Origin of the sequence: Pseudoalteromonas sp. MER144-MNA-CIBAN-0113 (assembly GCF_040308965.1) — a bacterium.
GTDB lineage: Bacteria > Pseudomonadota > Gammaproteobacteria > Enterobacterales > Alteromonadaceae > Pseudoalteromonas > Pseudoalteromonas tetraodonis.
The window spans coordinates 37,602-51,150 of sequence record NZ_JBEOOG010000006.1; the positions used below are offsets into that span (position 1 = coordinate 37,602).

Annotated in this window: 13 protein-coding genes; 7 read left to right on the forward strand and 6 right to left on the reverse strand. The window is 40.7% G+C overall.

What is annotated here, in order from left to right:
• Nucleotides 1–21: 21 nt before the first annotated feature.
• Nucleotides 22–618 carry a glycosyltransferase family 29 protein gene (locus AAEY57_RS02810; protein ID WP_350606210.1) on the forward strand — a complete coding sequence of 199 codons (597 nt, stop codon included), beginning with the start codon at nucleotides 22–24 and terminating at the stop codon, nucleotides 616–618.
• Nucleotides 619–648: 30 nt separating this feature from the next.
• Here the strand turns inward: AAEY57_RS02810 and AAEY57_RS02815 are convergent, their stop codons facing one another.
• The gene (locus AAEY57_RS02815; protein WP_350606212.1) at nucleotides 649–2,262 is read right to left on the reverse strand and encodes an endonuclease; all 1,614 of its coding nucleotides are present in this window, start codon (nucleotides 2,260–2,262) and stop codon (nucleotides 649–651) included.
• Between the two features lie 298 nt (nucleotides 2,263–2,560).
• On the opposite strand from AAEY57_RS02815, the gene AAEY57_RS02820 reads away from it, so the two are divergent.
• The 4 genes from AAEY57_RS02820 (at nucleotide 2,561) to AAEY57_RS02835 (ending at nucleotide 7,585) form a co-directional block, all read left to right on the forward strand.
• Nucleotides 2,561–4,375 carry an assimilatory sulfite reductase (NADPH) flavoprotein subunit gene (locus AAEY57_RS02820; RefSeq protein WP_028835919.1) on the forward strand — a complete coding sequence of 605 codons (1,815 nt, stop codon included), beginning with the start codon at nucleotides 2,561–2,563 and terminating at the stop codon, nucleotides 4,373–4,375.
• Between the two features lie 62 nt (nucleotides 4,376–4,437).
• Nucleotides 4,438–6,135, forward strand: coding sequence for an assimilatory sulfite reductase (NADPH) hemoprotein subunit (cysI, locus tag AAEY57_RS02825; protein WP_028835920.1), 1,698 nt, complete (start codon nucleotides 4,438–4,440; stop codon nucleotides 6,133–6,135).
• A gap of 42 nt (nucleotides 6,136–6,177) precedes the next feature.
• Nucleotides 6,178–6,918 (forward strand): phosphoadenylyl-sulfate reductase, encoded by a 741-nt coding sequence (locus tag AAEY57_RS02830; protein ID WP_350606215.1) that lies wholly within the window; start codon nucleotides 6,178–6,180, stop codon nucleotides 6,916–6,918.
• Nucleotides 6,919–7,054: 136 nt separating this feature from the next.
• Nucleotides 7,055–7,585 carry a DUF4124 domain-containing protein gene (locus tag AAEY57_RS02835; protein ID WP_013463785.1) on the forward strand — a complete coding sequence of 177 codons (531 nt, stop codon included), beginning with the start codon at nucleotides 7,055–7,057 and terminating at the stop codon, nucleotides 7,583–7,585.
• Between the two features lie 10 nt (nucleotides 7,586–7,595).
• Here the strand turns inward: AAEY57_RS02835 and AAEY57_RS02840 are convergent, their stop codons facing one another.
• From AAEY57_RS02840 to AAEY57_RS02855, 4 genes are all read right to left on the reverse strand, one after another.
• Nucleotides 7,596–7,832, reverse strand: a complete 237-nt coding sequence (locus AAEY57_RS02840) for a hypothetical protein (protein WP_024601183.1) — start codon at nucleotides 7,830–7,832, stop codon at nucleotides 7,596–7,598.
• Between the two features lie 158 nt (nucleotides 7,833–7,990).
• On the reverse strand, nucleotides 7,991–10,735 hold the full coding sequence (acnA, locus tag AAEY57_RS02845) for an aconitate hydratase AcnA (protein WP_033102717.1): 2,745 nt from the start codon (nucleotides 10,733–10,735) through the stop codon (nucleotides 7,991–7,993).
• A gap of 200 nt (nucleotides 10,736–10,935) precedes the next feature.
• Nucleotides 10,936–11,364 (reverse strand): hypothetical protein, encoded by a 429-nt coding sequence (locus AAEY57_RS02850; RefSeq protein WP_350606218.1) that lies wholly within the window; start codon nucleotides 11,362–11,364, stop codon nucleotides 10,936–10,938.
• 96 nt (nucleotides 11,365–11,460) lie between these two features.
• Nucleotides 11,461–11,844 (reverse strand): RNA-binding S4 domain-containing protein, encoded by a 384-nt coding sequence (locus tag AAEY57_RS02855; RefSeq protein WP_013463789.1) that lies wholly within the window; start codon nucleotides 11,842–11,844, stop codon nucleotides 11,461–11,463.
• A 243-nt stretch (nucleotides 11,845–12,087) separates the two neighbouring features.
• Here AAEY57_RS02855 and AAEY57_RS02860 point away from each other — a divergent pair, with 243 nt between their 5' ends.
• Together AAEY57_RS02860 and AAEY57_RS02865 are read left to right on the forward strand one after the other, a co-directional pair.
• The gene (locus AAEY57_RS02860; RefSeq protein ID WP_013463790.1) at nucleotides 12,088–12,366 is read left to right on the forward strand and encodes a hypothetical protein; all 279 of its coding nucleotides are present in this window, start codon (nucleotides 12,088–12,090) and stop codon (nucleotides 12,364–12,366) included.
• 56 nt (nucleotides 12,367–12,422) lie between these two features.
• Nucleotides 12,423–13,088: a hypothetical protein gene (locus AAEY57_RS02865; RefSeq protein WP_128583478.1), complete on the forward strand. Its 666-nt coding sequence runs from the start codon at nucleotides 12,423–12,425 to the stop codon at nucleotides 13,086–13,088.
• A 1-nt stretch (nucleotide 13,089) separates the two neighbouring features.
• On the opposite strand, the gene AAEY57_RS02870 is transcribed toward AAEY57_RS02865, so the two are convergent.
• Nucleotides 13,090–13,548 (reverse strand): Crp/Fnr family transcriptional regulator, encoded by a 459-nt coding sequence (locus AAEY57_RS02870; protein WP_013463792.1) that lies wholly within the window; start codon nucleotides 13,546–13,548, stop codon nucleotides 13,090–13,092.
• Nucleotide 13,549: the final 1 nt, after the last annotated feature.

Consider the following 13,549-nt stretch of genomic DNA (forward strand, 5'->3'; position numbering starts at 1 on the left):
TAAAGGTACAAAGAGCGTAGTATGGCTAAGCAAACAGTGTTAATTATAGGTAATGGCCCCGTCGAAAAGGATGTAAGTAAAGCCCTAAATAGCTTTGATAGAGTGGTGCGCTTTAATATGTGTGCAAACATGCCTGCATACTTAGGCCGAAAATGTACTGATTTATGGCTAGTAGGAAGAGGTAAGCAAGGCGCAATGCTTTGCGCAGCGTTTCCAGATATAGATATAACGCAGCTGAAAAATGTCATGATCACTGACCCAAAACCTAACTTATTTACTCAACCTTTTTATAAGTTAATTAACCGCAGGGGCTGTATTGACCATGGCGATGAAATAATACGTAAATATAGCCCGCATGCAAACGTGAGTCGAATCGCCCAGCACGATAAAACAGTATTATTAAAACACTTATATACGTTTGGCAAACCTGCTTTTAAAGCTAAAACACCCAGTTCGGGAATGTTAGCCATTGAGCACTTTTTAAAGCAGCAAACACAGGTGCATATTATCGGTTTTGGTTTTAAGGGCTGGAAGCATCATCCGTGGGATTTAGAAAAGCAGTATGTAGCGTCACTTATTGCCAAACAAAAAGTACAGTTATTAATAAGCCCCAGTTAATGCTGGGGCTAAAAAGTTATAACCAAGCTATTACCAAATCATCTCAACAAATTCAGGGTGATCGATATACGGGTTACGATTACCTTGAAACTCATAAGCTGCTTGGTTGCGGTCTAATTCCATTTGGCTAACAGGATCGTTGCTGTGCCACTTTAACAACATGGCCACAACCCAGCTTTCAAATACTTGGGTACTGGTGCCATTAAGCACGTCATTACTAGCTGCGGTGTTATTTTGCCAAGCACCAATTACGTTTTGATAACGGGTTGCCATGTAAAAATAAGCGCGAGCAAAGTCACCTTTAAATTCATCAATAGGCTCAAATACAGTACCAGTGTAATTAATCGCACTACTTGCAGAACCTAGTTTGCTGCCGTTTGTTGATGTAAACGTAGCGCTGGCCACTTCACCGAACGGGAAGTTGCTACGCTTTGAATTTACATAGCCGTCAGTGGCGTAAATATGATGAACATCAGAGTTCATTGGTTCTATGGTACCGCCAAACCAGCTTTTAGGAAATGAATGTTCACGGTTATAACAATCGGCTTCGCTATTGTAGGTGCCACACTGATCGCTTACAGCGGTATAAGTGTAGCTATCTACTCCATTTGGCTTTTCACTGTACATGTCTAAAATACTGTTATCATTTTCAAAGTATTTATCGCGTGCTGATGCGTCGTAAAAACTCCAAATAGCAGAATACCCTTGAGCGTTATGGTTATTAATAATGTTATAAAGCTCAGTTTTTAGCGTGTATCCAGTTAAGCCTTGGGTTGTCACATAGTAGCCGGTTGGCGTCGGTGTTGGCTGAGTCTCACCTAATGAGAATGCGGTAGACTCACTTGATTGAAAGCTTGATCCACTGGCAAGCAATGTGGCTTCATTATTCAAGGCGTAGCTACCACTGCCATATGAACAGCAAATACCATCGCCATAGCTGTCATTAATAGTAAATGTATACTCACCATCGGCTACGCATAATTGTTCGGTATATTGGGTGTTGGCAGTATATCCACTGCCGCTTGCAACTATACCAGCCTGGTTGTGCGTTATTTGCCAACTGGTTTCTTCGCCATAGTTATCTGTGGTTAGGTTAAAAGTAAGGCTGTTATCTGCGCAGCTTGGAGAACCACCGCCGCTATCATTATTAGGTAAGAAGTTATCAACATAAACTAACTCACTACCATCAAAGCCGCTTGTATCGTAAAAGCGTAAACCGACATCAATCGTTTTACTACTATCAGCGGTATAGCTGTAAGTTATGGTTTGCCACTGGTTTGTTAAAGCAGGGTTTGAGTAGCCTTGATAACCATCTATGAACAAACGGGCCTTAAGATGACCTTCGGTATGATACACATCCACTGAAAATTCATAAGTTTCACCCATTTCCACCGCGACTTGCTGTAAAAAGTCAGTGTTACTTTGTGTGCCAGTATTTACGCTAATCGCTGCTGCTTGTAAGCCTGTACTCACGACTGCGCTGTTGGCAGATACGTTAATACCGCTATCAATCACCGTCCATGCTTGTGGGGTGTTGCCTGTCCATTGTTCAAAGTTGCCATTAACCACATTAGCCATCGCAGGCAAAGAGCTCAATAACAACGCGCTCAAAAGTAATTTGTTTTTATATATGCCGTGTAACATAGGTGTTCCTATTTTATAGTTTTAAGCAATATACATTAGATTATAAAGGTTACAAAATTGTTAAATTAGAATTTCATAAAAGGCAATAAAAACCCTTTAGGTTAATTTCACTGGTTTTTAACTAGATTAATAACTAAATGGAATATCAAAGCAGATTCTATTCTTTTTTTATCTATGCTTAGACGGCTATCCTGCATACTCAATTAACCTCAACAGAACCTTCTGAATGAGGTGGCACTCATTTTAAACAATGTGAACAAGCATTGTGTTTAACGTTCAGGGTTATGAGGAAAAATTCATGTTGTTAGGTCAACTCAATGCGCTAGCAAGTCCGCTTTCGCAAGAGCAAGTACAAAAGCTACAAGGTTTAGTGGCTGAGCTTAATCCAATTCAGCAAGCGTGGGTTAGCGGCTATTTGGCTGCTAATGCTAATTCAGCAGCGCTAGGTGCGCCAATTGCAGGTACACCGGCAACTTCTGAGGCAGCAGTACTTACTATTTTGTATGGTTCACAAACAGGTAACGCTAAAGCGGTGGCGACTAAGCTTAAAGAGCAAGCTGAATCTCGTGGGTTAGCTGCAAAGCTGGTTAGCATGTCAGATTACAAGCCAACCGCATTGAAAAAAGAAAAGTTTTTAACCGTTGTTGTATCGACTTATGGTGAAGGTGAGCCACCTGAAGATGCCGAAACACTGTACGAATTTTTAATTACCAAAAAAGCGCCAAAGCTTGATGGCGTTAAAGTCGCGGTATTAGGTTTAGGTGATTCTAGCTATGAATTTTTCTGTCAAACCGCTAAAGACTTTGAAGAGCGTTTAACTAAACTCGGTGCAGAGGTTATTTATCAACGTGCCGACCTAGACGTTGATTACGATGATGAAGCCGCCACTTGGATTGAGGGCGCGTTAAATGCGTTTGAACCAGATTTAAAAGCTCAGCAAGATGCCACAGGCGGCCAAGTTGTATCAATGCCATTTGGCACGCCCACGACAGCGGCTAGCCAATACACTAAGCAAAACCCGTTTGCGGCAGAGCTAAGCTTAGTGCAAAAAATTACCGGTCGTGACTCAACCAAAGATGTACGCCATGTTGAAATTTCACTTGAAGGCTCTGACATTACCTATACGCCGGGTGACTCGTTAGGCATTTACTTTTTAAATGATGAAGCCCGTGTAGATGAGCTACTAGCGCAAACGCAAATTGATCCAACTAGCCGCGTTAAACTTGGCGATGAAGAACTTAGCGTGCGTGATGCCTTAATTGAAAAACTAGAGCTGACACAATCGTACCCTGGGTTTGTTGAAAAGTACGCCACGGCTACAGGCACGCCTGAACTTCTTAAGCTTGTGGAAGATAAAGCCGCAATGCGCGAATATATTGAGCCTCGCCAAATTTTTGATGTGGTTGCACAAAACCCAGCTAAATTAGAGGCGCAAACACTGGTTGATTGCCTACGTAAACTGCAAGCGCGCTTATATTCAATTGCTTCTAGCCAAAGCGAGGTTGAGGACGAAGTGCATTTAACTATTGCATTGGTTGAGTTTGAAGCGTTTGGCACAGAGCATTTAGGTGGCTGTTCAGGCTATTTAGCACGCCGTGCGCAAGAAGGCTGTAAAGTAAAAGTATTTAGTGAACATAACGACAACTTCCGCTTACCAGTAAATGATGACACACCGATCATCATGGTAGGGCCAGGTACAGGTATTGCACCGTTCCGTGCTTTTTTACAAGAACGTGATGCGCGAGAGGCTACGGGTAAAAACTGGCTGTTTTTTGGTAACCCACACTTTACCCAAGACTTTTTATACCAAGTAGAAATTCAAGGTTACTTAAAATCAGGCTTATTGAGTAAAGTAGATGTGGCGTTTAGCCGTGATCAAGCAGAAAAAGTTTACGTGCAAGACAAGTTACGTAAAAACTCAAAAGAAGTATTTGACTGGTTAGAAGCGGGTGCTCATTTTTATGTGTGTGGCGATGCAAACCGTATGGCTAAAGATGTACACAATGCCTTAATTGATATCATTACAGAAAATACCGGCAAAAGTAATGAAGAAGCCGATCAATACTTAAAAGATTTGCGTAGCGCAAATCGCTATCAGAAAGACGTGTATTAAGTGCACGTTGTTTATTTTATTAAAAGCTAACAGCCGTCACTGTAACAAATTTAGGATTTAAAATGAGCGAACAAGATAAAACCGTAAAGCTTTCTGATAACGAACGTTTAAAAAGAGAAAGTAACTTTTTACGCGGCACTATAGCGCAAGATTTAAAAGATGAAATTACCGGTGGTTTTACTGCCGATAATTTCCAGTTAATTCGTTTTCATGGCATGTACCAGCAAGATGACCGCGATATTCGTCCTGAGCGTGCTAAGCAAAAGCTAGAACCACTACATAATGTCATGCTGCGTGCGCGTATGCCTGGCGGCATTATTAAGCCCGAGCAATGGTTAGCAATTGATAAGTTTGCTGGGGAGAAAACCAGCTATGGCAGTATTCGTTTAACTACGCGCCAAACATTTCAGTTTCATGGTGTATTAAAACCTGAAATTAAAGGTATGCACCAATTACTTAATAGCGTGGGTATTGATTCTATTGCAACTGCCGGTGACGTGAACCGAAATGTACTTTGTACCACTAACCCTGTTGAGTCTGAGTTACACCAGGAGGCGTATGAGTGGGCGGCAAAGATTTCTGAACACTTATTACCTAAAACCAAAGCGTATGCAGAGATTTGGCTCAATGGCGAAAAAAGCGAAACCACAGAAGAGCCAATTTTAGGCTCAACTTATTTACCGCGTAAGTTTAAAACCACTGTAACAATTCCACCAAATAATGAAGTGGATGTTCATGCAAACGACTTAAACTTTGTGGCGATTGCTGATAACGGTAAATTAGTTGGTTTTAACGTGCTAGTAGGGGGTGGCCTTGCCATGACCCATGGTGATACTGCAACGTATCCACGAAAAGCCGATGATTTTGGTTTTATTGCCCTTGAAGATACCTTAAAAATTGCTGAGCACGTGGTATCTGTTCAGCGTGATTGGGGTAATCGTTCTAACCGTAAAAACGCAAAAACTAAATACACACTTGACCGTGTTGGGTCTGATGTATTTAAAGCAGAAGTTGAAAAACGTGCAGGCGTGAGTTTTGCACCAAGCCGCCCTTATGAGTTTACTCATCGAGGGGATCGTATTGGTTGGGTTGAAGGCATTGACGGTAAACATCACTTAACGCTCTTTATTCAAAGTGGTCGTATTTTAGATTACCCCAATAAGCCACTGAAAACAGGGTGTCGTAAGATTGCAGAAATTCATCAAGGTGATTTTCGCATGACCGCCAATCAAAACTTAATTATTGCCGGTGTGCCTGCGGATCAAAAAGCAATCATTGAAAAAATAGCGCGTGAACACGGTTTGATTGATGACAAAGACACTGAGCAACGTAAAAACTCAATGGCGTGTGTGTCACTGCCCACTTGTCCTTTAGCGATGGCTGAAGCCGAGCGTTACTTACCGAGTTTAATTGAAAAAATAGAAGGCTTATTGGCTAAGCATGGAGTACCAAATGACAGCATTATTATGCGTGTGGTTGGTTGCCCTAACGGCTGTGGTCGTGCCATGCTAGCTGAAGCTGGATTAGTAGGTAAAGGCCCAGGTAAGTACAATGTTTACCTTGGCGGGAATACGGAGGGTACGCGTATCCCTAAGCTTTATCTTGAAAATGTGGGCGAAGAAGTTTACCTAGAGGCATTTGATAAGCTGATTGGGCAATGGGTTAGTGAGCGCAATGAAGGCGAATGCTTTGGTGATTTTGTTATTCGCAAGGGTATTGTTGCAGAAGTAAAAGTATCTGTTACCGATTTTTACGCATAATTTAAAAGCAGCGCACCGCGCTGGTGAGGTTTAAAATTGACCATGAGTGAATTTAAAAACATATTACAGCTAGATAAGCAAAGCCAACAGGCTATGTTAGCTGATGCGAACGGTTTGCTGGCTAACATGAGTGCTGAGCAGCGCGTTGCATGGGCGTTAGAGCTCTTGCCTGACACCGCGTTTTTATCATCGAGTTTTGGTATTCAAGCAGCGGTAATGTTGCATTTAATGACATCACAGCGCCCCGATATACCTGTTGTATTAACAGACACGGGTTATCTATTTCCAGAAACCTATCAGTTTATAGAGCAAATGACTTCGCAGTTATCACTTAATTTAAAAGTGTATAAAGCGCAGTTGAGCCCTGCATGGCAAGAGGCTAAATTTGGAAAACTATGGGAGCTAGGTGAAGAAGGTATTAAGCAATACAACCAGCTCAATAAAGTAGAGCCAATGACGCGTGCTTTAAAAGAGCTTAACGCGAGCACTTGGTTTAGTGGTTTGCGTCGAGATCAATCGTCGAGCCGTGCTGAAAAACAAGTTTTAGAAATCAGCCGGGGTACAGTAAAAGTGTACCCTATTATTGAGTGGAATAATCGTGATGTGTACCAATACCTCACTAAACATGATCTGCCATACCACCCATTATGGGAGCAAGGTTATGTGTCTATGGGTGATGTACACACTACGCGTAAATTAGAGCCAGGAATGAGCGAAGAAGAAACCCGCTTTTTTGGGCTGAACCGTGAGTGTGGCTTGCATATTGATGGTGATGGAATTTAATTACCTTATTATTCAAAGCTATAAATTTAAAAACGCAGCTAAAGCTGCGTTTTTATTTTGTGGAAAATAATTGCCTGACTGCTGTTTTTTTATTATATTAATGATAATAAAGGATTAAATTTACAGCAGGAACGCTATGAAATACTTTACTTACTTAGCAATATCAGTAATGGTCATTGCTCTTATCTCTTTGTTTTATCTTAAAAAGCCAAATGGGCAACCTTGGCTCACCAGCTCATTGATTAAAAATGAATCTTTTTCTATTAAAGATAAAGTGGTAGCGCTTTCATCTAATACATTCGAACAGCTCACACTTGAGCTTAAAAAAGTAGGAGATAAAATCACATCGTCACCGTTAGCATCTGACTCTCAAAGTAAAATTTATAAGTGGCAAGATGAGCAAGGGCAGTGGCATTTCTCCGATGTGCCAAATAAAAATGGCAAGAGTATTGAAGTGCACCTTGACCCTGCAGATATTAATGTTGTGGTAGCCGAAGATACGGCTATATTAAGTGGCAGTGCTAAATCTGCGGCAAAACCTTTTCCTCAGCGAGCGCCTGAAATATACAACAGTGAGTCAATTAATAAGTTGTTTGAAGATGCTGAAAAAGCCAAAAAGAGAATTGAGCAACGCAGTAAAGAAGTCGAAAGTTTCAGCGGCTTTTAGCCCTAGGGGGTTACTGCGATTTCAAGTAGCGCTTTTCTGCTTCCATTAATAATATGGTTAAATAAATTTTAGTTGGCAGTGATAAAAACACACCAATTGCAATACACGCTGCTGCAGTAATAATGCCTTTAATACCGTACTGGCTGGTAAAGTAGCTCGATACAATTAATACATGGCCTGTCACAATCAGGCATAACCCAAGCAAAATAGATGTTTTAAGTAGTCTTATCATTACTATTGAAGACATGGTGACCTCTGCGCAGCGTGTCTTCTTAGTGTATGGTATCTTGATAGAGCAACATTGATTTAGCGCAAGGGTGTATCAATATTTACTTCTATAGCGAATGTAAAAAAGCCCAGCTCATTGCTGAGCTAGGCTTTTAAGCTACCTTGTTTAATGCCTAGTTAGTCGAGCATATTGCGCAGTACGTACTGTAAAATACCGCCATGTTTGTAGTAATCCCACTCTTTCGGAGTATCAATACGCACATCGGCACTAAAGCTAACTTGTTTACCTTCACTGTTAGTCGCAATCACACTGACTTCGTCGGTTTTATCGTATAACCCTTGAATATCAAATTGCTCTTGCCCAGTTAAGCCTAGTGATTCATGGCTTTCACCTTCTTTAAATTGTAAAGGAAGCACGCCCATACCAATCAGGTTCGAGCGGTGAATACGCTCATAGCTTTGTGCTATCACAGCTTTAATACCGAGTAGTAATGAGCCTTTTGCAGCCCAATCTCGTGAGGAGCCGGTACCATATTCTTTACCTGCTAGAACCACTAATGGTGTTCCACTCTCTTGATATGCCATTGCCGCATCATAAATACTCTCTAGCTTATCGTCAGGTTGAGTGCGGGTTACACCGCCCTCAGTACCAGGGGCTAGTAAGTTTTTAAGGCGCACATTAGCAAACGTACCACGCATCATTACTTCGTGATTACCACGGCGAGAACCATAAGAATTAAACTGTGCTTTTTCTACCCCATTTTCTTGCAGGTAAAGTCCTGCGGGTGCCTCCGCTTTAATCGCACCTGCTGGTGAAATATGATCGGTAGTCACTGAATCGCCTAGTTTAGCTAGACAGCGCGCACCTTCTATTTTTGGGATCCCCGGTGGTTCAACACTCATACCATCAAAGAATGGCGCTTTTTTGATATAAGTCGAGGCAGCATCCCAATCGTAAAGCTTACCATCAGGTATTTGAATTTTTTGCCAGCGACTGTCGCCATCGTAAACATTGGCGTAGCTTTTTTCGAACATTTCTTTAGTTACCGTATTTTTTACAAGCTCACTCACTTCTTTAACGCTTGGCCAAATATTTTTAAGGTATATATCGTTACCATGCTTATCTTGCGCAAGTGGTTCGTTGTATACATCAATATCGGTTCTACCTGCTATAGCATAAGCTACTACAAGTGGTGGCGACGCGAGGAAGTTCATTTTAACGTCTTGGTGAATACGCCCTTCAAAGTTACGGTTACCCGACAAAATAGAGCTTACAATTAGTTTATGTTTTTGAATAGCTTCTGAAATTTCATCCGCTAATGGGCCTGAGTTACCGATACAGGTGGTACAGCCATAACCAACTAAGTTAAAACCAAGCGCATCAAGATCATCCATCAACCCTGCTTTTTCAAGGTAATCGGTAACCACCTGCGAACCTGGTGCTAAAGACGTTTTAACCCAAGGTTTTACATTAATACCTAATTGACGTGCTTTTTGAGCCACTAATCCTGCCGCTAAAATTACGCTTGGATTAGAGGTATTAGTACAGCTTGTGATTGCAGCAATGACGCAGGCGCCATCGTTTAATTCAAACTCTTGGCCATTAAAGTTAACTTTTGCTGCGCCCATAAACTGCGCTTCATCAGTGGGTTCGTCAGGATTGGTAGTAGGGCCTTCACTTTCAATACGCGCTTGCTCTTCATCGCTTTTATCTCGACGTGCCATACGTTCGTCTTGGAAGTCTTTTAAGTGTTGACCAATAACATCACCGGCTTTATCCAGTGTGATTCTGTCTTGTGGACGTTTCGGGCCAGCAAGACTTGGTACTACATCATCTAAAGTTAGTTCTAGCTTATCGGTATAATGTGCTTCATCGCCATCATTACGCCATAAACCTTGATGTTTTGCGTAATCTTCAATCAGTTTAAGCTGCTTTTCATCACGATTAGTTAAGCGTAAGTAATTAATCGTTTCATCATCAATAGGGAAAATACCACAGGTTGCGCCATATTCCGGTGCCATGTTGGCAATAGTCGCTCTGTCGGCTAGTGGTAAGTCGGCAAGCCCGTCACCATAAAACTCAACAAACTTACCTACCACACCGTGGTTACGCAGCATTTCAGTAACAGTAAGTACTAAATCGGTTGCTGTAGTGCCCTCAGGTAAGCGGCCATTTAATTTAACGCCAACGACCTGAGGAATAAGTAGGCTAATAGGTTGGCCAAGCATTGCGGCTTCGGCTTCAATACCGCCTACACCCCAACCGAGTACGCCTAGGCCGTTGATCATGGTTGTGTGAGAATCAGTACCAACCAGTGTATCTGGATAAGCTAACGATTTACCGTTTTTTGTATCATTGAACACTACACGTGCTAAGTATTCTAAATTTACTTGATGGACAATACCGGTGGCTGGTGGCACCACTTTTAAATTATCAAATGCGGTTTGACCCCAACGTAAAAACTCGTAGCGCTCTTTATTACGTTCATATTCTAGTTTTGAATTTAAGTCGAATGAGCCATCTTTACCGTAACCATCCACTTGTACTGAGTGATCGATCACCAGTTCAGCCGGAGAAAGCGGATTTATTTTTGCAGGATCGCCACCAAGCTTTTCCATCGCATCACGCATGGCGGCTAAGTCAACAATAGCAGGGACACCGGTAAAATCTTGCATTACTACGCGGGCAGGGGTGAAGGCTACTTCGGCCGAGGGCTTAGCCTTTGGATCCCAATCTAGTAGTGCCTGAATATCTTGCTCTTTAATATTCACACCATCTTCATTACGCAATAAATTTTCTAGTAATATTTTTAACGAAAAAGGCAGGCGTTTGGCTTTATCGCCAAGTCCCATGAGCGAGTTAATATGATATTGCTCGCCATTGATAGTAAGCTGTTGTTGGGTGTCGAAACTATTTTTCATTATTTGTCCCTTCAATAAATTAGATTGATATTCTTGAAAAAGTGACCTCTGTAGTAGTTTGCAAACTGTGTACCATGATAAAAAAATACCATGCAGTGTAATTTTTTTGACTGTTATATAAATAGAGATGAAGGCCAAAAGTTAAAATTCAAGGGATGCTCTGAGTAATAATTGGCCACAAAACTAAACTCAAAAAAGTGTTATTTAAAGTAGTCCAGTTGTTTTAAGTGGAAACTTAAATACACCAATGCAATCGCAATTAAGGTCACTGCAATAGGCATAAAAATAGCGCTAACGCCAAACAAGCTGATGCTATCAATAATTATAAAATTATAGTATTGCTGAGCTAAAACCGCTGCCAAAGAGATTATTAATGTTAATGCGGCTAGTGACTTTTTGAATAATAAAAGTACGCACCCTAATGCGCCGCCAAATACTGCAATAGCAAACGCTAAAGTAGCCCATAGAGGTTGGCTGTTATAAGCAAGTTGTTGTTCTTGTGGGAGCTTACTTACCATTTCGGGTGTTAATAATAGCTGCATGATAAATGCAAAAACACCTAATATATTCCATAACAGGGCGCTGATGAGTACGGGTTTTATCCAGCGGTTTGCAGTGTTTTCTGACATGTAAGCATCGATTTTTTATTATTGGTATTCTATTAAAGAATAAAAAAGCCAGTGATGCAAACTGGCTTTTAATAATACATATGACGTAAGCGAATGTTAGCCAAACGAAATAGGACGACGACCCGTTTTTTCATCCACTTTAGGTTTTTTAGTACGTTTGCGCTTATTTTTAGCCGGCTCTGTTGTTGCTACTGGCGCGGCTTTTTCTGCTGTAACTGTTTCATCAATAACAGGACGCTCTGCAGGAGTTGCATCTTCACTTAGCGTCAGTTGGAACAACTCGCCATCAAATGTAAGAACATCGCCACTGTATAATTTTTTCCGTTTAATTGTACAAATTTCATGGTTAACACCTACATAGCCACCGCTAATTAGATTTTTTGCTTGGCCACCACCTTCAACTAGATCTAATACTTTTAATAATTTACAAAGCTCTATAGGCTCTTCTTCTAATTCAATTTCTATATATTCTTCGTTCATCATGTTTCTCTGTGGGGGTGGCATTAGCTGTAGTATAAAGGCTAGCTGGTTATTTTGCACCAAAGTGCGTTTGTTAGATGCGATGATTGTGCATTTTTTATGAAACTTTTTACCTCTTTCATTTGTCTTTAAAAAAACTGAAGTAATTCAAGACTACACTTAGCGTGAAAAAATTACACATTGGCGCGCTTATTGCCAATATCTGTCGTAAAAAGAGATTGAATATAAACAGTGGAGTAAAACATGGGCATAAGATTAGCGATGAAAAAAGAGCTAATGGGCTTAGACAATTCAGATATGTTAACTGCTGATGATGTTAGAAAGCATTTGGCTCAGCAGGTACAAGAAGACACTGAACGTGGTTTTTCAGTTATCTCCAAGTTTAATGACACCCACAGTCAGTTAGTCAGCGGGCTTAAAACCAAACAAAGCGAGCTGGTATTTGAACGACATCGTTTATTTAATGAAGTACTTTATAATCGCCAGAGTGTTGATGCATGGTTAAATAACCAAATAAATTAAATTGCCATTTTAAATCCCCCCTTATAGACTACACTTGTAATCATTTGGGGGTGATAATGAAAAATGGAATTTTAATATGTATATTGGTGTTTTTATTAGCTGCGTGCCAGCGACCTACTGTTTATGTTTTTATTGAAAACTTGCAAGGTGAACAGCGCAACCAGCTAGATGCTGCACTAAATGCACAAACTCTTCCCTATGAATATGTAGAACTAGCAATCCCATCAGATTTTGGTGAGGCCACATTACTACTCTCAAGCGATAAAATTTACCCCAAAGAGACGGAGCAACTTGCAGCTATAATGCAAGAGTTAGGGTACGCGCCACAAGTTAATTATACAAGTCGTTCAAATCATTTTTATGGTGATGGCAATATAGGCTTTTATTTAAAAAATGCTGATGCCAATAGAAATTTTGTTATGCCTAAACAGCTGAGAACAACTCATTGCAGCGAAGATAAATACAATGATTTAGCAGTCAAATTTGCAAATGAAGCTGTTGAGTTTACATTACCAAGTGGCGCAATCGTGAGGTTAAGTTGGGAATATTTATATGGTTATGTTGTTGTTTATTATAAAGACTATTCGCAAACATACAGTCATTCGCAGCCGCTTGTAAATACCCCCTTTGGCGCCAAGCCGTCAGATACCTACACATTTACCGCAAGTGTTAACACCCCCGGTTGGCTTGATTGCTCACTACAAATTGTTTATATGGACTGATTTAACCGTGGGTTTCTATATGTTCGCTTAGTTTAGCTATGCGCAGGCTCATTCCTTCAATAATACGGTCTTTAATTTTTTCGCGTATAACATTAGGCAGGCGGGTAAGGGCGTCGGCAGTAATAGCCAGTACGATGGCATTTTCTTTGGCGCGTGCATTAATGCTGCGCTCTCGGTTATTAATAAACGCGCCTTCACCAATAAATTCACCAGGTTCTATACTACCCAGTTCCAGTAGGTGACTATGCTTAAACACCATCAAAGAGCCACTGAGGACAATAAAAAGTCGCTTGTCATTATCAAACTCTTTAAATAAAAACTGATTTTTACTTACTAAGTATAATAATCCAAACGACTCTAAAAGAATTTGACGTTCATTAAGCGTGAACTCTTTAAAGAATTCTAAGCGATTTATAATTTCCATTTGCTTAAACAAAGGGATGTTTTCAATTAACTTCATC